The 20,042-nt window shown below is 33.7% G+C and carries 18 protein-coding genes; all 18 read left to right on the forward strand.

Going from position 1 to position 20,042, the window contains the following annotated elements; translation table 11 throughout:
- Positions 1 to 2 precede the first annotated feature (2 nt).
- The 18 genes from MWH25_RS05960 to MWH25_RS06040 all read left to right on the forward strand — a co-directional run bounded on the left by MWH25_RS05960 (position 3) and on the right by MWH25_RS06040 (position 19,830).
- Positions 3 to 1,034: a FecCD family ABC transporter permease gene (locus tag MWH25_RS05960; RefSeq protein WP_248626731.1), complete on the forward strand. Its 1,032-nt coding sequence runs from the start codon at positions 3 to 5 to the stop codon at positions 1,032 to 1,034.
- Positions 1,034 to 1,804 carry an ABC transporter ATP-binding protein gene (locus MWH25_RS05965; RefSeq protein WP_248626732.1) on the forward strand — a complete coding sequence of 257 codons (771 nt, stop codon included), beginning with the start codon at positions 1,034 to 1,036 and terminating at the stop codon, positions 1,802 to 1,804. The genes MWH25_RS05960 and MWH25_RS05965 overlap by 1 nt, the downstream gene beginning before the upstream one ends.
- A gap of 47 nt (positions 1,805 to 1,851) precedes the next feature.
- On the forward strand, positions 1,852 to 2,385 hold the full coding sequence (locus MWH25_RS05970) for a nucleoside-triphosphatase (RefSeq protein ID WP_248626733.1): 534 nt from the start codon (positions 1,852 to 1,854) through the stop codon (positions 2,383 to 2,385).
- Complete coding sequence (locus MWH25_RS05975; protein WP_248626734.1) at positions 2,385 to 3,110, forward strand: class I SAM-dependent methyltransferase; 726 nt, start codon at positions 2,385 to 2,387, stop codon at positions 3,108 to 3,110. The genes MWH25_RS05970 and MWH25_RS05975 overlap by 1 nt, the downstream gene beginning before the upstream one ends.
- 89 nt (positions 3,111 to 3,199) lie before the next feature.
- Entirely contained in the window at positions 3,200 to 4,297 is a 1,098-nt protein-coding gene (locus tag MWH25_RS05980; protein WP_248626735.1) for an XdhC family protein, read from the forward strand.
- Entirely contained in the window at positions 4,291 to 5,055 is a 765-nt protein-coding gene (gene yqeC, locus MWH25_RS05985; protein WP_248626736.1) for a selenium cofactor biosynthesis protein YqeC, read from the forward strand. Before MWH25_RS05980 ends, yqeC begins: the two co-directional genes overlap by 7 nt.
- Positions 5,052 to 5,642, forward strand: a complete 591-nt coding sequence (gene mocA / locus MWH25_RS05990; protein ID WP_248626737.1) for a molybdenum cofactor cytidylyltransferase — start codon at positions 5,052 to 5,054, stop codon at positions 5,640 to 5,642. Before yqeC ends, mocA begins: the two co-directional genes overlap by 4 nt.
- A gap of 19 nt (positions 5,643 to 5,661) precedes the next feature.
- Positions 5,662 to 6,687 (forward strand): molybdopterin-binding protein, encoded by a 1,026-nt coding sequence (locus MWH25_RS05995; protein WP_248626738.1) that lies wholly within the window; start codon positions 5,662 to 5,664, stop codon positions 6,685 to 6,687.
- Positions 6,688 to 6,721: 34 nt separating this feature from the next.
- Positions 6,722 to 7,051: a winged helix-turn-helix domain-containing protein gene (locus tag MWH25_RS06000; protein ID WP_248626739.1), complete on the forward strand. Its 330-nt coding sequence runs from the start codon at positions 6,722 to 6,724 to the stop codon at positions 7,049 to 7,051.
- Positions 7,052 to 7,229: 178 nt separating this feature from the next.
- Positions 7,230 to 10,307 carry a tetratricopeptide repeat protein gene (locus MWH25_RS06005; RefSeq protein ID WP_248626740.1) on the forward strand — a complete coding sequence of 1,026 codons (3,078 nt, stop codon included), beginning with the start codon at positions 7,230 to 7,232 and terminating at the stop codon, positions 10,305 to 10,307.
- Positions 10,308 to 10,358: 51 nt separating this feature from the next.
- Positions 10,359 to 11,252 (forward strand): FAD binding domain-containing protein, encoded by an 894-nt coding sequence (locus MWH25_RS06010; RefSeq protein ID WP_248626741.1) that lies wholly within the window; start codon positions 10,359 to 10,361, stop codon positions 11,250 to 11,252.
- 17 nt (positions 11,253 to 11,269) lie between these two features.
- Positions 11,270 to 11,761 (forward strand): (2Fe-2S)-binding protein, encoded by a 492-nt coding sequence (locus MWH25_RS06015; RefSeq protein ID WP_248626742.1) that lies wholly within the window; start codon positions 11,270 to 11,272, stop codon positions 11,759 to 11,761.
- Positions 11,748 to 14,006, forward strand: a complete 2,259-nt coding sequence (locus tag MWH25_RS06020; RefSeq protein ID WP_248626743.1) for a xanthine dehydrogenase family protein molybdopterin-binding subunit — start codon at positions 11,748 to 11,750, stop codon at positions 14,004 to 14,006. Before MWH25_RS06015 ends, MWH25_RS06020 begins: the two co-directional genes overlap by 14 nt.
- Before the next feature lie 53 nt (positions 14,007 to 14,059).
- Positions 14,060 to 15,556 carry an HAL/PAL/TAL family ammonia-lyase gene (locus MWH25_RS06025; protein WP_248626744.1) on the forward strand — a complete coding sequence of 499 codons (1,497 nt, stop codon included), beginning with the start codon at positions 14,060 to 14,062 and terminating at the stop codon, positions 15,554 to 15,556.
- 259 nt (positions 15,557 to 15,815) lie between these two features.
- Positions 15,816 to 17,393, forward strand: coding sequence for a BCCT family transporter (locus MWH25_RS06030; protein WP_248626745.1), 1,578 nt, complete (start codon positions 15,816 to 15,818; stop codon positions 17,391 to 17,393).
- A 56-nt stretch (positions 17,394 to 17,449) separates the two neighbouring features.
- A complete protein-coding gene (locus MWH25_RS06035; protein ID WP_248626746.1) occupies positions 17,450 to 18,976 on the forward strand; it encodes an HAL/PAL/TAL family ammonia-lyase in 1,527 nt (508 codons plus the stop codon).
- A gap of 7 nt (positions 18,977 to 18,983) precedes the next feature.
- Positions 18,984 to 19,112: a hypothetical protein gene (locus MWH25_RS12905; RefSeq protein WP_282706900.1), complete on the forward strand. Its 129-nt coding sequence runs from the start codon at positions 18,984 to 18,986 to the stop codon at positions 19,110 to 19,112.
- A 478-nt stretch (positions 19,113 to 19,590) separates the two neighbouring features.
- Positions 19,591 to 19,830 (forward strand): hypothetical protein, encoded by a 240-nt coding sequence (locus MWH25_RS06040; RefSeq protein WP_248626747.1) that lies wholly within the window; start codon positions 19,591 to 19,593, stop codon positions 19,828 to 19,830.
- Positions 19,831 to 20,042: the final 212 nt, after the last annotated feature.

A 20,042-nucleotide genomic window follows, 5' to 3' on the forward strand; every position in this document is an offset into this window, starting at 1 on the left:
TAATGTCGTTGTCTAAAGAAAAGGATATAGTTAAATTATGGTCAGTAGCTGTTTTATTGGTTGTTATTTTTACTCTGTCACTCTTTTTAGGACGCTATAATATACCGCCGTTGGAATTATTGGAGTTGATTCGAAAATTGATTACTGGTCAATCTACTATAGAGGTCGCAACTGATAATGTTTGGACAGTCTTTTATTATATTCGTCTACCTAGAGTTATTTTAGTTACAGGAGTAGGAGCAGTATTGGCTATTACTGGGACGGCTTATCAAAGTATATTTCGTAATCCTCTTGTTTCTCCCGATCTTTTGGGAGTTTCAGCCGGGTCCTGTTTTGGTGTAGCTTTAGGAATGGTACTTACTGATAACTCACTTACTACAATTTATTTATTAGCCTTTATTTTTGGAGTTGTAGCAGTAGGATTGGCTTATTTTATTGCAGTCTTTGGCAAAGGTGAAGATATAATGATGATGGTATTGGGAGGGATTTTGGTAACATCTTTGTTTAATGCTTCAATTTCGATTTTGAAGTATCTAGCTGATCCTTATGAAAAGTTACCAGGGATTGTCTTTTGGCTAATGGGAGGCTTTAGTCGTACTGGTTGGTCGGAAGTCAAATTTACACTTCCCTTTATGGTATTAGGAATAACAATAATTTATATTTTACGTTGGTATTTAAATGTTCTTTCTATGGGGGAAGAAGAGGCTATTTCTTTAGGGGTTGATGCTAAGGCATTGAGATTAGTTATAATAGTTATTACCACCCTAATGGTAGCAGCAGCAGTGGCTACTACTGGTCAGGTAACCTGGATTGGATTGGTGGTACCGCATATAGCTCGTTATCTAATCGGCTCTGATCATCGCTTAATGTTGCCGACAGCAGCATTATTAGGTTCTACTCTATTATTGCTCATGGATAATTTGGCCCGTTGTTTGACTACAGTTGAGATTCCAATTAGCATTATAACTGCCTTTTTGGGAGCACCTTTCTTTGCTTATTTATTAATTAGCCGTCAAGAAAGTGGGTGGAATTAATGTTAAAAGCTACTGATATCTCTTATGCTTATCATAAAGAGAAGGTTATAACTGATGTCAATTTTGCAGTAAAAGAAGGAGAATTTGTTACTCTGTTAGGTGCAAATGGTTCTGGCAAAACGACTATTCTTAAGTGTTTGAATGGAATTTTACGACCTGATGAAGGGGAAGTATATCTTGATGAATCTAGATTTGATGAATTGAGTCGCAAAGAAATTGCCTGCCATGTCAGCAGGGTACCTCAGGAACATACAACAGTATTTTCTTATCGGACACTTGATTTGGTAGTGATGGGAGTTACCCCTTATCTTTCCTTTGGAAGTCAACCGCAGAAAGAGGATTATCAACGGGGAAGAGATATGTTAAGACGGTTAGGAATATTACATTTAGCTAATAGAAGTTACAACCAACTAAGTGGCGGAGAAAGGCAGCTAGTATTGATTGCTAGAGCTTTGGTACAGGATACAGATTATTTAGTAATGGATGAGCCGACTTCACATCTTGATTTTAAGAATCAACATCTTTTAATGACAGAGATTAAAGGATTGACCCAGCAGGGAAAAGGAGTGGTTACTGCTCTACATGATCCTAATCTGGCATTAAAATTCTGTGATAAAGTAGTGCTTATTAAAGAAGGAAGAGTATTAGATTGGGGTCAAACAGAAGAGGTAATGACTTCTAAAAATTTAGAGTCAGCTTATGGTATAGATATGGTAGTTGACAATGCAACTAAAAATATTGAAGTGGTATTAGCCGAGAAAGTAAGTTAAAGAATGACTAACTATAAAGTAAATCACAGAGTTAGGTGGATGATATGATGAAAAATCTATTCTTAACTGGAGAAATTAAGGTTGGTAAGAGTACGATTTTAGAAAAGGTAGTTACTGATTTAGAATTGAAGGTAGCAGGATTTAAGACGCTACCGTATATTGATGAAAAAGAATTACAAGGATTTTATATTGAGAGTATGATACAGAAACAAAAAATGGATAGTAGCATTCAAGATTCTTTGATAGCTTATAAAGAAAATGACTATAGATGGACAGCGTTAATTGAGACTTTTAAAACAGAAGGGGTTGAGATTCTTAAAGCTAGTTTGCAGTCGACAGAAAAGGTAATATTAATGGATGAACTAGGATTCTTTGAATCTGAAGCTCAGCAGTTTCAAGACTATGTTATTCAGTGTCTTGATTCTGATAAGGTAGTTATAGGGGTAATTAAACCGCTAAAAATAGAGTTTTTAGATCGAATTCGTCAACGAAGAGATATGAAAATTATTGAAGTAACTTTACAGAATCGGGATCAAGCATATGAAAAATTCAAGTCTTTACTCAAGGAAGTGGTAGTATAATGTTTAAATGGAATAAAAAGAAATTAGAATGGTTTAAAGCAGCTTCAGCAGAGACTGACTTTTATTGCGGAGTAATAGAAAAGTGTCAGCAAGTTATTAATCAAGAGGATACTTTTATTGAGCTTGGTTGTGGGCTGGGAGAACTTTCATTATCATTGATTTCTCAATTCAAGTCTGGAACAGCGTTGGATATAAATCGAGAAGTGATTGATTATTTAAGGAACAAATGTAGTGGTTTAGAGGTTGATAATCTGGAATTGATTGTTGGTGATTGGTTAACTTTTAATTTTTTTACTGGTTATGATGTAGTATTATTATCTTATTTAAATGGAATAAGCTCAAATCTAGAACGACTGTTTTCTCTTTCGAAGAAATATATAATAGTTGTTTTACCGCAGAAGGCAGAAAATAATCCGTTTCATCTTAATGAATTCTATAAAATTGAAAAAAAGGGTCGGGAAACTGTTGAAAAGGCGGTTGATGATTTAGTTAGTCAGAATATAGATTTTGAATTGATAGAACAGACAGCAGAATTTGGTCAACCACTAAAGAGTTTTAGAGATTATAAAGATTTTTTAAGGGTTTATTTTGGTATCGAGGAAGAAGCTATTATAAATAAGTTAGCAGTGAAATATCTTCAAGAGACTGAGGAAGGCTATTATTTACCTAATAGGAAGAAGAGTGGAATAATCATCATTGAGACCAATAAAGGCTTAAAGAAATAGCATATATTTATTTATAAAATAATTTAGCAAATTTTTATCAATTATTATAAAATGTTATATAAACAATAAAGTAAAGAGGTGATTAAGCAGTGGGAATAAATATTTTTAAAGAATTATTGAATAAGTTAGAGGCAAAAGAGAAAGTGGCTATGGTTACAATTACAGAATCTTCATCAATACCTGAATTGATTGGAGAAAAATTTTTAATTAATGAAGATGATAATTCTATAATCGATTTTTCTTCCAAATTATTAGCTATTGATGATTTAGAAAAAATAGTCAACAAAGCTTTAGAGGGATTATCAAAAGGTGAAATTGAAAAGCATGAATTAGAATTAAAGGAAAACAGAGAGAGTATAGAGATTGTTGTGGAACCTTATCTTCCTCAGCCACGTTTGATAATTTTAGGAGGAGGACATGTGGGCCAAGCTTTATATAACTTTGCTAAAGAATTGGATTTTGAATTAATAATAGTGGATGATAGACCTTATTTTGCTAATTGGAATTTATTCTCAGAAGCAGAACGAGTAATTTGTATAGGATTTGGAGAGTTTTTAACTAAAATAGAAGTCAAGGAAGCAGATTATATAATTATTGCTACTAGGGGTCATAAACATGATTATACTTGTTTAAAACAGGTATTAGATTCTAAGGCTAGATATATAGGTATGTTGGGTAGTAAAAGAAAGGTAACATCTATCTTTGATAAGTTGCAAGAGGAGGGATATTCTCAAAAAGTACTAGAAAGGATTAAAGCTCCTATTGGATTGGATATCGGTTCAGAAACTCCCGAAGAAATAGCAATCAGTATTCTAGCTGAAGTAATTAAAGTTCGAAGAGAAGAAGAAGGAATTAATAATATAATTGGGGAAGAAGCAATTAGGTTTTTAAGTGATTATCAAGGTGAATATGAATGTTTAGCGTTAGCAACTATTATTAAAACAAGTGGTTCGACCCCGAGAAACACTGGTTCTAAAATGACTATTTTACCAGATGGTAGAATTTTTGGAACCGTTGGTGGGGGTTGTGGGGAGGCAGAAGTTAGACAGAAGGCTTTAGAGGTAATAAATGGTCGGTTGGATTCTTTTGTCCATAATATTGATTTATCTAATGAACTGGCAGCTGAGGAAGGAATGATCTGTGGAGGAAAGATGGAAGTTTTTATTGAGAGATTAATATTATGTTAGTGGAAACTTTGGAAATAAAAGAAGGTGAAGTGATTTCTTTAATAGGAGCGGGTGGGAAGACTACGACTATGTTTAAATTGGCTAATGAATTGCGAGAATTGGATAATAGAAAAGTAGTGACTACTACTACAACTAAAATTTCTAAACCAAGTGTTACTGATATTGATAAATTACTTGTTTCAAAAAACTTAGATTTTTTATTGAGTGAAATAATGTCATTGCCGGCTCAATTGATAACTGTAGCTAAAGAAGTTATTAATGAGGATAAGTTAAATAGTATTAATCCAAAATGGATTGATGAATTAAAAGAAAGTAATATTTCTAATATTAATATTATTGTAGAAGCTGATGGAGCTGCTCGTAAAGATTTTAAGATTCCTGCTCAATATGAACCGGTTATACCTAAAAGTACTGATTTATTATTAGCAGTAGTAGGAAGTAGAATAATCAACCAAAAATTAACGACAGAAAATTTACATCGTGCTTCATTAATAGAAAGTATAAATCCAAAGTTTAAATTAAATCAGCCAGTTACTGTTGGGTTGATAACTAAGATTTTGTTAAGTAAATCAGGTTATGATTTATTGGCTAAGCAAAAATATCACAGAGTAATTCCCATATTAAATCAGGTAGATCAAGAAGATAGATACCATTTTGCTCTAGAAGTGGCAGAAAAATTAGTAAAGAGTGGGATAGAAATGGTTCTTTTAACAGCGGTGAAGCAGAATGGAGCAATAATTGAGGTTGTTAAAAGATGATTTCAGCTGTAGTTTTAGCAGCAGGTATGTCTACTAGAATGGGACGATCGAAACAGTTATTATCTATTGGTGAGAAGACAATGATAGAGGTAGTTATAGATAAATTATTAGAAGTTGAAATAGAAGAGATAATAGTAGTAGTTGGCTATCAGGCTGATAAAATAAAAGATTTGTTAGTTGATCGAGATATTCAGGTTATATATAATTCAGAATACAAATTAGGACAAAGTACTTCTTTAATAAAAGCCCTAGAAGCAATAAATCAGAAACATACTGGTATTCTCTGTATGTTAGGGGATCAACCTTTGATTGACCTGTCAACCCTTAATTGTTTAATTAATAAATTTAAGGAAGGGGAAGAATTGATAATTTTTCCTAAATATAATGATCAACGAGGGAATCCTGTTATATTTTCTACAAAATTAAAAAAAGAGATGTTAAGGGTAAGTGGTGACCAAGGGGCTAGAAGTTTAATTATTAAATATAGAGAGCAAAGTAAAGCAATAGAAGTTGATGATCAGGGTGTTATATTTGATATTGACACGGAAAGTGATTATCAAAAATTATTGGAAATAGTCAACAAATAACAAATGGAGGTTTGTTGAAATGAAAAAAGTACCAGTGGAAGAAGCTGAAGGTATGGTATTGGGACATGATATGACACAGATAATACCTGGGAAATTTAAAGGGCCTAGATTTAAAAAAGGACATATTATTCAAAAAGAAGATATTCCTGTTTTAAAAAGTATGGGGAAAAATCATATTTATTTATTTGAATTAGGTAAAGATCAATGTCATGAAGATGAAGCTGCAGCCAGAATTGCTAAAGCAGTTCAGGGGGCGAATATTAACTTAGAAGGGCCAACTGAAGGTAAGATAAGTTTAGTAGCTAAAAGAAATGGTTTGCTTAAAATTAATAAGGAGGGTTTAAAAGAGATAAATAACTTTAACGATCTTATCTTGGCTACTTTGCATAATAATCTTTCAGTCGAAGCTGGACAGGTTATAGCTGGAACTAGAATTAACCCTTTAATTATTAATCAGGAAAAACTTAAAAAAATAGAGAGTATAGGAAGAGATTATACTTCTGGGATAATCAGTATTCAACCGTTCTTAAATTTAAAGATAGGAATTATAGTTACTGGTGATGAAGTCTATTCTGGAGAAGTAGAAGATAAATTTGCTGCAGTCTTAAAAGGGAAAATTGCTGAATTGAATGGGGAGGTATTAGCTATTAAATATACTCCTGATGATTCAGAAAAGATCAAAGAAGAAATTTTAGACTTAATTGCAAAGGGTGCAGAGTTAATTATTACTGGCGGAGGTATGTCTGTAGATCCTGATGATGTAACCCCTATAGGAATTGAGAAGACAGGAGCTAAGATAGAAACTTATGGAGCACCGGTATTACCAGGATCAATGTTTATGCTAGCTTATTTAGACGAGGTACCTATTTTGGGGATCCCCGCTTGTGGGATATACAATCAAAGAACAGTATTTGATTTAATATTTCCCAGGGTTTTAGTTGGTGAAAAAGTAATTAGGAAAGATATTGTAGATCTTGCCCATGGTGGATTATGTTTAAAGTGTGAGACTTGTCATTATCCTACCTGTTCTTTTGGTAAAGTTTGAACAAGTAGAATTTGACTATTTAGGAGGGGTTTTAATGGAGGTGAATTGGAAGGTATGGTTAGAAGTAGATGAAAAAAAAGTTTTTGGGAAAGGACCTTGGGAATTATTAAAAAATATAGATGAACTAGGTTCTTTACGCCAGGCAGCTGCAGTCATGAAAATGTCTTATAGTAAAGCTTGGACTATAATTTCTCGTTTAGAAGCAAATTTAGATTTTGAGTTATTAGACAAGCAGGTAGGCGGTAGTAATGGTGGAGGTTCAGAATTAACAACTGAAAGTAGAAAGCTTTTACGAAAATATCGAAAGTTAGAAAGAAGGATAGCTCAAGAAATCCCCAAAATATTTCAGGAAGTTTTTAATTAAAAATAGAAAGTCAATCTCCTTGTTTTTTAGAAAATGTAACTGAGGAGTTAAGTAGGAACAATTAACTAATTGCTAGTAATTACTATAAACACCGATTTCAAATTGTGATAAACTGATGTTAGTATAAAAGTTTTGTTATAAAATCAAAGGTTATCATTTGACTGGGGGAGATAAAAATATGCTAAATTTGGAAGTGAATTTATTAGGTGCTCCTACAGCGAAATTGAATGGAAAAGAGATAGAGTTTCCATATCAAAAAGTTGAGGCTCTCTTTTACTATCTTGTAGTAAAGAAAGAGATTTCTCGGGATAAGATTGCTACTTTATTATGGGGAAGTATGGTAGATGACAAGGCTAAGAAGAATCTTCGCAATGCTCTTTATCAACTTAAAAAAATCATAGGAAAAGAAATTATTACAACTCCAGATAGATTTACTATTGCTATTTGTGAAGATTGCAACTTGCAATTAGATATAGATATCTTTTTGGCTAAGAAATTGAAAAAGTCTGTTCAGGTATATCAAGGCGATTTTCTTAGTGATTTTTTAATTAAGAAAGCACCTGAATTTTGTAATTGGATTTTTGAGCAGAGAAATTATTATCGACAGTTATATATTAATTCATTAAAGAGACAGATTAAAGAATATAGAAAAGAGGCAAAGATACAAGAGGCTATCAATTATTTGAAATTACTAATTAAAGTAGATGAATTTGATGAAGTTGCATATCGCAACCTGATGGAATTATATGTAAAACAAGGGGCTGTAGCTAAAGCAATTAGCACTTATAAAGAATTAGAAGAACAGTTAAATAAAGAGTTGGGAATTACTCCTGATAGGAAGACTGTTGATTTCTTACAACATATAAGAGAAAATTTATCAAGTAATGTAGATGATAATAATCAATATAACCAAAGTTTTATTGGTAGAGAAGATGAATTACAGAGCTTAGTTAATAATTTATATAAATTTTTACAGGGAGAAGTGAGTTATTCTTATTTTATTTTTGGAGAAGCAGGGATAGGCAAGACCACTTTAGTTAAACAGGCTTTATCTTTGATTGAATTAGATGAGGCGTTGCTTCTAGAAACAAATTGTTTTCAGGCAGAAGAGCATTATGTCTTTAAGCCATGGAATAATATCTTAGAACAACTTAAAGATAAGGTTGAGCTTGATAATATAGATATCTCTTTACCTTGGAAGAAGATAATATCATTCTTATTTCCTTCCTTTTTGGCAGAGGAAGAAGAATTATTACCGGAAGGAATGCTTAACTTTGAATCTATTCAATCTCAATCAGCCATAGAAGCTTTGCTCTTTCTTTTAACTGAGGTTGCTAAGGAGAAGAAGTTAGTTTTGTTTTTTGAAGATTTACAATGGTGTGATGATAAAAGTTTATATCTTTTAAAGAATTTGATCCAGAAGAGTAAAAATAATAATATTTTAATTTTAATGACTTCCCGTAATGAAAGAAAAGAGAGAGTAGAGAATATTTTTTTAGATTTAAAGAGGTATGAGCTTATAAAAAAGATTAATTTACCTAGGTTGAGTTTTAAAGAGTTAAAAGAGTTTGTTCAAAAGAGTATTTCAGACTATAGTTTTTCTGAAGAGCTATTAATGACAATCTATAATGAAACCGAAGGTAATACTTTTTTTTTAGTAGAAGCGTTAAATTTATTAAAAGAAGGAGAGCAGCAAGAAAGTCTATCTAATTTCATTACTACTAAGAGTAAAGATATTTTAAGAAATAGAGTTCTTTCTGTTTCCAAGGAAGCCCAGAAGATATTGAGATTAATGTCTGTCTGTTTTGATCAAGTAAGTTATGACTTGCTAGCAAAGATTAGTGGTAAGAATGATCTGAAATTAATAGAATTACTGGAAGAATTGCAGGAATATTATTTAATAGAAGAATTGCAGAATAAACAAGGAGAGGTTCCTTCATATAGATTCACCCATTCCAAGATTCGTGAATTCATCTACAAGCAACAATCTTTTTCTAGAATTAACTTATTGCATAAAAGGATTGCTCAGATTTTAGAAGACAATTTACCCCAAAAAAATAGAAGTAGAGATCGTTATGCTAAATTGCTCTATCATTATTCTCGGACTGGGGATAAACTTAAACATTTGGAATATCTAATTAAAGAAGCAGAATTGTACTTTCATCATACCCATGAACTGTATCCCATAGTAAATGATAAAAACTTAGGTAAAGATAAAATCTTATCATTTAACCAGAAAGGTTCAAGATGTTACTTATCTAAGGCAGAAGCTTTATTAGACGAAATAGAACAGGGGCTAGGTAGGAGTATTAAGTTACAGCAGATGGAAGTTAAATTTTTAAATATAAAGACTCGCTTTTTAATTGCTCAAGGGAAGTATGATGAAGCAATTAGTCATATTAATCAGGCAATACCTGAGGCAAAAGAGTTAGATGATCAACTTGGAGTACTAAATAATTATCAACAGATGGCAGGGATAGGGATTCAAAAAGAAGACTTTAGTTTAATAGAAGAGAATTCAGAGAAGATGTATAATTTAGCTAAACAATTAAATAGAGAAGAGAAGATGGGAGTAGCTTTGAGGTTTTTTGGGATTGCTAAATTGTATCAAAGAGATTATAAAGAAGCAGAAAAATTATTTAAAGAAGCTTTACAAGCCTTTAAAGATGCGGAAACCATGGGAAATAAATATACGCTGGGTATTGCAGCTGTATATAATTATTTAGGAGAAGTTAAGAGATATGTAGGAGAATTTCTAGAAGCAAAAGAGTATTATCAACGGAGTATTAACCTTTGTGAAGAAAAAGATATACTTTCTGGTTTAGGAATCTTCTATACCAATGCGGGACAAGTACTTTATGAACTTGATAAATACAAGCAGGCTAACAGATGTTTTAATAAAGCATTAGAGATATTTGGTCAGTTAAGAATAATCTGGGGATACTCCAGTATTGCCAATGGATTTAGAGCCTTACTTTCTATTCAATTTGGAGATTATAAAGAGGCGTTTGATTATTTACAGGTAGCTGATTCTATTATCGAGCAGCATCATAAGAGATATTGGTCAGGGATTATATTACGTGTTAAAACTAAGGTAGCTAAAGAAATGGAAGGGGATAAGAAATTACAAGAAGTTTTTGGAGAATATTTAGATAAAGATTATAGTAGATATGCTCAGAAAGCGTTAGTTATTCTACAAGAAATAGGTGCAGATTATGAATTGGATTTAATTAATGATTATTTAGAAATTGACTAAGTTTTGACGCTTTTAGATTAAAATAAATGTAGGAGGTGAAAATTTAAAATTATGAAAGGATTGAAGAAAGAAAAACAAAAGCAGAATAAGACAAAGTATTTTAGTCCAGGTAATGTTAAAGAAGCAGTTGAAATTTTAGCTGAAATTGGTGAAGAGGTTGAAGTGCTTGCTGGAGGGACTGATTTATTAGTTCGATACTATGAAAGGTTATATGATATTGATTACTTATTAGATTTAAGATTGCTTGAAGGTTTAGAAGGGATTAAGTTATATGACGATAGAATAGAAATTGGAGCGAGGGCTACTCATTCTCAATTAGAAAAGTCAGAATATATTAATAAATATTTTCCGATTATTGGTCAAGCAGCAGCTAATGTAGGTTCTCCTCAGATTAGAAATCGAGGAACTATCGGGGGCAATATAGTTAATGCTTCGCCAGCGGGTGATTTATTGCCAGGAATGTTGGCGTATGAAGCAAAATTCAAACTGGTTTCTGCTAAAGAAGAGATTATAGTTTCTGCTGAAGATTTTTTTGTAGAACCTGGGAAAACTATTTTAAAACCGAATCAATTATTGACTAAGGTAATTCTTCCTAAACCTGAAGAGAATACTTATAGTAGCTGGATAAAGATTGGGATGAGAAAGACAGTAGCTATTACAACAATTTCTCTAGCTTTAGTACTCAAATTAAAAAGAGATAACAATACCATTAAGGAGTTAAGGACTTGTTTAGGTTCAGTAGCACCAACGCCTTTATTAATTAGAGAACTTAACCGGGAAATAAAAGGCGAAAAAATTGATCAATTAGATTTTAATAGATTAGGAGAACTTGTTGCAGATATAATCTCACCGATCGATGATGTTAGAGCTACAAAAGAGTATCGTAAGGAAGTTGCCAGAAATATAATGATTGAAAGTTTAGAGAAGGTAGCTAAATTAAGGTAGTTAGGAGGGTAGATTTGATGAAAATAAAGTTAACGGTTAATGGCGAGGAGAGAGAAGTAAGAACTACGTCCGAAACTCGTTTAATAGATCTTTTAAGAGCAGATTTACATTTAACTGGAGCTAAGGAAGGTTGCGGAGAAGGTGAATGTGGTGCATGTTCAGTGATTATGAATGGAGAATTAGTTGCATCTTGTTTAGTGCTGGCTCCTCAGGCTGATGGTGCAGATATTATTACTATTGAGGGTGTTGGAGATGGAAATAAATTAGATATAATACAGCAGACCTTTATAGAGGTTGGTGCTGTTCAGTGTGGTTATTGTACTCCGGGAATGGTGATAGCTGCAAGAAAGTTACTGGAAGAAAATTCTCGACCGACAGAAGAAGAGATACGACATGGTCTTTCTGGTAATCTCTGTCGATGTACTGGTTATCAGAAGATTATAGAGGCTGTTGAACTGGCGGCTGATAGATTGACTGATGGAAGGGGGAGTGAGGGTGAAGGACTATAAATACGTAGGAAAGAATATTAAGTTTAAAGATGTGGAAGAACGGGTAACCGGTAGACTTAAATATGCTGGTGATCTCAATCATTCAGATATGCTATACTCTAGAGTTCTTTTAAGTGAAGTTGCACGGGGACGAATTAAGAGTATTGATAGTAGTAAAGCTGAAGAGTTACCAGGTGTTGTTAAGGTTTACACTTATGAAAACACTCCTCAGAATACTTTTAATTCCTATAACTGGTATCGAGGGCAGGAAGTTTCCAAAGATGAGGTTTTATTAACTCCCTACGCTCGTTTCGTAGGAGATAGGGTTGCAGCAGTAGTTGCTAGAGATAAAAAGACGCTTCAGCAGGCCCTAGATTTAATAGAGGTTGAGTATGAAGAAGAAGAACCTATTATTGATCCTAGAGAGGGTTTAGCTTCTGATGATAGCTTACATGGAGAAGAGAACCCTTTTGCTAAACAGGAGTTAAGTTGTGGAGATGTAGAAGGAAATTTTGCTGAGATTCCAGATGAATTGATCTTTGAAGATGAACTTGAGACCCCTAAAATACATCACGCTACTATGGAGAATCATGTCTGCTTTGCCTACCCTAAAGAACCAGATCGAATTGCTATAGTAAGTCCCTGTCAGTTACTATTCTCTGTTCGAATGATGGTAGCCAATATGTTAGATTTACGTTTTAATCAGGTGCATGCTATTAAGGCACCAGTTGGTGGTTCCTTTGGAGCTAAGCAAGAGATCTTCTTGGAACCGTTATGTGCTTTTATGGCCAGAGATCTTGACCGACCAGTGAAGTTGGAATTTAAACGACGTGATAGTATATTGGCTACTAGAACTCGGAGCAAGATTATAGGTAAAGTAAAGACTGCTGTAGATAAAGAAGGTAAGATTAGGGCTAGAGATATCGATGTGTTAGTTGATGCTGGGGGCTATACCTCCAACGGAAATATTGTTAGTATAGCTATGGCAAAGAAGGTTTTTCGACTCTATAGAATTGAGAATCAAAGATATCGAGGAAAATCAGTCCATACTAATACCCCTATTGGTGGTGCCTGTAGAGGTTATGGTTCGCCGCAGATTCATACATTGACTGAAATTAATATAGATAGAGTGGCCAAAAGATTAGATATGGATCCTGTTGATTTTAGACTTAAGAATCTTATCCAGCCTTATGATAAAGATCCAACTGGAGGACCTAATTTAGGTAATGCCCAGATAATTGCTGCTTTAAAAGAAGGGGCAGAGAAATTTGATTGGTATAACAAACGAAATCGTAAGGAGGATAAGGGCAGATATCGCCGAGGGATTGGAGTTGCTTGTTGTACTCATGGTAATGGATATTATGGTGCTTACCATGATTTTACAGGTATGACTCTGAGGATGTATGCTGATGGAAGTCTACTACTCAATACGGGACTACATGAATTAGGCAATGCTACTCTGACTGCTATTGCCCAGATTGCAGGAGAAGTGTTGGAGATTGATCCTGGAGAGATTACAGTATTGGAGGCGGATACTGATTTAAGTCCTTACGACATCGGTGCTCATGCTAGTAGGGGTACTTATGTTTGTGGCATGTGTGCTTTTAAGATAGCAGAGAAGCTTAAAGAACAGTTCTTAAGAGAATCGGCTAAAGTCCTTAATACTACTGCCGATCAAGTTGAGATGGAGCAGGGTGAGGTCTGGTTAAAGGATGCACCTCAAAAGAGATTAAGTTATGGCGAGATGGCAGCACGAGTTCAGGTAGAGAATCAAAGGGAATTATTTACTACCTACTCCTATCAGGCCCAGACAAATCCTGGTAGTTATGGGGCTCACTTTGCTGAAGTAGAAGTAGATACATTTACTGGTTTAGTGAAATTCAAGGATTATGTAGCAGCTCATGATGTAGGAAAGGCAATTAATCCTTCTTCTGTAGAAGGGCAGATACACGGCGGTGTCCAGATGGGAATTGGAATGGCTCTATGTGAGGAGATTACCTTTAATGATAAGGGACAGCCATTGAACACCAATTTCAGTAGTTATCATCTTGTTAATGCTCCAGAAATGCCGAAGGTAAGAGTTTCGCTGATCGAAGAAGGTGGAGATGAAGGTCCTTATGGTGCTAAGAGTATTGGCGAAATTGCTACTGTACCGGTAACTGCTGCTGTAGTTAATGCTGTTAATGATGCTTTAGATATAAAGTTAAATGTTCTTCCTATGACACCAGCTAGAATTTTAGAGGCGTTGAATGAAAAGGAGGAGTAGATAAGCTAAAATCAGATTTGAATAGTCCTATATGGAGGGGAGATGGAGATCTAATGAAAAAAGAAATTTTGTTGAATGGTGAAGCTCTTAGAATTGAAGATGTTAGCAAAGTAGCTAAGGAGAATTTTAAAGTTAGAGTTTCTGATGAAGCAAAAGAAAGAATTGAAGATGTAAGAGAATATGTACTCAGTAAATTAGATTCTGATGAACCTGTTTATGGAATGAACAGGGGTGTAGGAGAGAACAAGGATAAGGTTGTATTTGAAGACTATTATGAAGAGTATAATAATAATTTGATTAAATCTCACTGTGTAGCTATAAAACCTGAAGCTACAGAGGAAGAAGTAAGAGCAGTAATACTAGCGAGATTAAATACTTTGTTGGTAGGTAGAGCAGGTATTCAACCAGCTATTGTTGATATGTACTGTGATTTTTTAAATAAACAAATTCATCCTATTATGCCTAAACGTGGTTCAGTTGGAATGGGAGATATAACTTGTCTTTCCCATATTGGTTTAGCTATGATTGGAGAAGGAGAAGTAATTTATCAAGGTAAAAGAATGAAAGCCCAACAAGCTCTTGATGAAGCTGGATTAGAAGCGATTACTTTAGGCCCTAAAGATGGTTTGGCTATTGTAAGTTCTAATGCTCTGGGAGCAGGGCAAGCAGCTTTAGCTTTAGATGAGATTGATCGACTAATTAAAATAGCTGATTTAATATATGCTTTGAGTTTAGAAGGGTTGAAAGGAAATGTTACTCCACTAGAAGAGTTAACATATAAATTCAGACCTTATGAAGGACAAGCTATTAGTGCGGAACGTATTCGTGAATATTTAGAAGGCAGTTATTTATGGCAGCCTAGTATTGTTAGACCATTACAGGATGCATTGTCTTATCGAACTGCCAGTCAGAATCATGGTGCTGTAATAGATGCTTTAAATTATGCTAAAAAACAACTGAAGGTCCAACTTAATTCTTCTGATGATAGTCCTTGTGTTTTACCAGAGGAAGATAAAATGATTTCTTGTGGAAATTTTGAACCGCTTACTTGGGTGTTAGCATTAGAAATGGTAGCGATAGGTCTTAATCATCTTTCAAAGATTTCTTGTTTAAGAACAGAGAAGCTTGCTGCTCCTAAGTTTACTGGTTTATCTAGATTCTTAACACCTGCTGATGGTCAAGTAATTGCTTATGGAACAATTCAAAAACCATTTGCTTCTTTAAATTCAGAGATTCGTCATCTTGCTAATCCAAGTTCAATAGATTATCAGTCACTTGCCGGTCATATTGAAGACCATTCTACTAATTCCTCCCATGTTGTAGAGAGATTATTCAAGATTATAGATAATATTTATTATATTTTAGGGATTGAAGCAATGCATTCAGCACAGGCTATTGATTTAAGAGGTGTTAGTAATACACTTGGGGAAGGTACTAAGCAGCTTTATAAATTATTTAGAGAAGAGATTCCATTTTTAGAGAAGGACAGAGTGCTTACCAAAGACATAGAAAAAGCTTATCAATTATTGAAGAGAGGTTCTTTCTTATAAGATAAAGGATTAGTTAGGTTTTATGTTATGTCTAATTCTTCATTATAGTAGCAAAAAAATATAATATTTAGTTGTTTCAGGTGATAAAACAGTTAAGGTGAAAGAGATGTTTTCATTTGCTGACTTGATAATATAAACATATAAATTTAAGCTATATTATTGACGGTTTATTGACGATTTTAATATATAATAAACTCAAGGTAATTGTAAGACGATTATAATAATATTTTGAATCTTAAAAAAAGGAGGGAGTAATGTAATGCTAGAAAAAAAACAAGAAACTGAAGAAGGTTTAATGCCCGAAAAAGTATCAAGTCTCAAAAAAGGAATATTTATACCAAGCTTTGCAATTATTGGTGGAGCTGCCGTTTTGGGGCTTGTAAACAACCAAGGATTAACTAGAATTACCAATCAAATTTTCAGCTGGTCTCTTAGTAATTTTGGATGGTTATATCAAATCATTTCTGTAGTAACGTTGTTTTTAGTTGTTTATTTGACATTTTCAAAGTTTGGCAATATTCGCCTGGGGGGGGAAGATGCAGAGCCACAGTTTTCTTTTGTTAAGTGGTTTGCTATGGCTTTAACAGGAGGGATTGCTACCGGAATTGTTACTTGGGGAGTAAACGAGCCTATTATTTATTTTGGTAATATTTATGGTGAGTTAGATAAGATTGGGTTAGAGCCTGGCGAGCCAATAACAGCAATTTTTGCTCTGGCCAGAAGTTATTATAATTGGACTTTTGTACCTTATGCTATGTATTCATTGTGTGGTTTAGCAGTAGCCTATGTTTATTTTAATAGGGGTAAATCATTGTCAGTAACTGCTACTTTAGAACCACTCTTTGGAGAAAAAATTCAGAAAGGTATCTGGTCTAGCATAATAGATACTTTGAGTTTACTGGCTATGGCACTAGGACTGGCAGCTTCTCTGGGAGCTGGATTAGCTTTAGTTGGTGCTGGACTTGAAGTTTCTTATGGAATTAGCCAAGGGCCAATAATCTGGCTTGCTATTGTCGTAGTTATTACAGCAACTTACTCAATTTCTTCTATCCTAGGTTTAAAGAAAGGGATTAGATGGCTGGCTGATGCTAATGCCAAAATTTATTATATTTTATTAGCTTTGCTGTTTTTTACAGGACCTACAGTTTATATACTTAGGACTTCTACTGTGAGCTTAGGATACTGGCTGGATAACTTCTGGCAGTGGGGCCTTGATCCAGGTGATATTGGAGGATCAGCTTTAGTACAATGGTGGACTTTATATGACTGGGCAATATGGATTGCTTATGCTCCTCTAATGGGATTATTTCTAGCTGTAATAGCTTATGGGCGTACAATTAGAGAGTTTATGATTATTAATTGGATATTACCTTCTTTCTTTAGTGTAGTATGGTTTGGAGTTTTAGGTAGTACTGCTCTTTACTGGCAGCAGGAAGGTACAGTTGACTTAATAGGAGTAATTGAACAATCTGGAGCGGTTGGAGGTTTATGGGCCTTGTTAGATCATATACCTCTGGGGGGGTTATTTGTTCCCGCTGTTATTTTGGCTTTGGTTCTTTCATTTGCTACGGCTGCCAATTCTATGACAAGAACGATAGCTGCTTTGTGTACTGAAGGTTTAAAATTTGATGAAGAACCAGCTAAATGGCATAAGCTCCTTTGGGGTATTTCTATTGCAGCTATAGCTTATTTTATGGTTACTTATGCAGGAGGAGAACAGGGAGTAGATGGTGTTAAATTCCTCTCAGCTGCTGGAGGTTCTTTTGTATTATTTATTTTTGTATTACAAGTTATTTCAACTATGAAGATGTTCTTTATTGATGATATAATTGAATAATAGTTTAAATTAAAAGGGAGATTTTATCTCCCTTTTATTAATAGGGAGGGGTATTAATGACAAAAATAAAAAAAGTAATGCTAGGAGAAGAGATAGGTATAGAAGAATTTATAGCTGTAGCTAGGTATGAGGCAAAAGTAGAGTTCACAGAAAAATATTTAAACAGAGTAAAGAAAGCTAGAAAATTAGTTGATAAATGGATTGACGAAGAGAGAGTAATGTATGGAATAACTACTGGTTTTGGCGCTTTATGCGATGAGGTAATTAGCAAAGAAGAAACAGAAAAATTACAGGAGAATATTATTTTATCTCATTCTACTTCGGTAGGAGAAGCTATGAGTAAAGAAGAAGCAAGGGCAACAATGCTTATGGTGTTGCAGAATGCTGGTCAAGGTTATAGTGGGATTAGGCTAGAGACTTTAGATATGTATAGACAATTTTTGAATAATGATTTAACCCCTTATGCTCCTAGGGAAGGGTCTGTTGGATATTTATGTCCTGAAGCTCATATAGCATTATCATTAATAGGTAGAGGTAAGGCATATATTGATGGAGAACTTTTAGAATCTAAAAAAGCTTTGAAAAGAATTGGTTTAGAACCTATTAAGTTGAGTGCAAAAGAAGGTTTGATTCTTATATCGGGAACAACAGCTGTTACGGCACTAGGAGCTTTAGCTTTATATGATATAATCAAAGCAGTAAAAACAGCAGATGTAATTGGAGCAATGAATTTAGAGGTTTTAAAGGGAACAGTTAAGGCCCTTGATGAAAGATTGATGGAAGTGCGTCCACACAGCGAACAGAGAAAGACAGCCGATAATTTACGTAGAATTTTGGATGATTCAGAAATTTGCAAAGAGTATATTGACTATAGACTGCAGGATGCCCTATCTTTAAGGTGTATACCTCAATTACATGGAGCGAGCAAGAAAACCTTAAAAGATGCATTAAAAACAATAGAGATTGAGATGAATTCATGTACAGATAATCCAATAATTTGGGCAGAAGGAGAAGATGGTGAAGCAATTTCTGGTGGCAACCCTGACTCTTCTTATGTAGGTTTAGAACTTGATTCAGCTAGTATGGCAGCAACAATGGTAGCAAAGATGTCAGAGCGAAGAAATAATAGATTAATTGATGGCAACTTATCGGAATATCCATGGTTTATGGTAAAAAAACCAGGCTTGAATTCAGGTTTGATGATTCCTCAATATACTCAGGCGGGACTTTTAAATGATATGAAGACATTATGCCATCCAGCTACAATAGATAATATTCCTACTTGTGGTAATCAGGAAGATTATGTAGCAATGGGTTATAATGCAGCAAAAAAAGCAGTAGATGTAGCTGAAAAGTTGGAATATATTTTGGCTATTGAACTATTATCAGTTTATCAGGCATATCAGTTTATAGATGAGGATTTGAAGCCAAGCAGTGTAAGCCAGAGTGTTTTAGATGAAATTGCTAAGACGGTACCGATAATGGAAGAAGATATGTATTTATACCCTCACATTGAGAAGATAAGAGATTTAATTCACTTAGGAACAATTGTTGAATTTACAGTAGAAGAAATAGGGCGCTAGTATGATTATGAAAGCTAAAGTTATAAAGCATTTTGAAATTCCAAAGGAAGCAGAAACTATAGTAGATTTAATATTGAGTAAAGATGAGCAAAAACTTATAGAATTTATGCAGCAAAAAGAGTATTCTTATGCTTAACTTAAACAACTAATAAATGAAAATTTCAGTTGTGCTGATAGAGGGTATGATACTTATGTCAGCAAAGAAGAAGCTATAGAAGTTTTGAAAAAAGCAGATAAAGTAGGATGTACTATATGTGTTAGTAATTGCCCTAAGAACGTAATAGCTGTAGTTGATTTTAGCTAAAGAAGATTAACAAAAAATTTCTTGTATGACTTTGATGTTTAATAACTTACTAGAAAGGTAAAAATTGAACAATGATTTTTATTAAAAAGGTCAGCCTTGAATTGAGGTTTGATGATTCCTCAATATATTCAGGCAGAATTATTAAATGATATGAAGGTTTATCCCTTAGTAGTGTAAGTTAAAGTGTTTTAGATAAACTAGTTGAGATGGTGGCTGTTATAAAGGGGGATCCTTATATTGAACAGATAATAGATTTAATTTTGGAGTAATTGTTGAACTTACAGCAGAAAAATTGGAGGGTGATATGATTATGAAAGTTAGAATAGACTTTGCTAAAATATTTTTAGAACCTCCGAAATCTTTTTTTGAGCGGGTCACTTTATTTCTAATGGCTTCATTATTATTTGTTGGTTTTTTTAGACCGTTAGGATTCGAAGAAATGTCTTTTTTTGAAGCGGTTATAACTGCTTCGATTCCTTCACTATCTATTTCATGGGGATGGATAGTTTTATTGAGATCTATTTTTAAAAAGGAAGATTATAAAAAGTAAAACTTTAGCACTAATATGGTCTTTGACTAATAGAAAAATATGTAAATTTTAAAAATAAAGGTGCACTTGCATTGTTAAGTGAAAAATCATGTGCGTTAACTTAATACATGACTTTTTTAATCATCTTACTTTTTGTTGATATATAGTTTCACTTTTAAAATTAAAATCTGCAACCAATAAACTTCAAAATCAGTTTCGAGAGGGCTAAAAAC

The organism is Natroniella acetigena (assembly GCF_023227745.1).
Taxonomy (GTDB): domain Bacteria; phylum Bacillota; class Halanaerobiia; order Halobacteroidales; family Halobacteroidaceae; genus Natroniella; species Natroniella acetigena.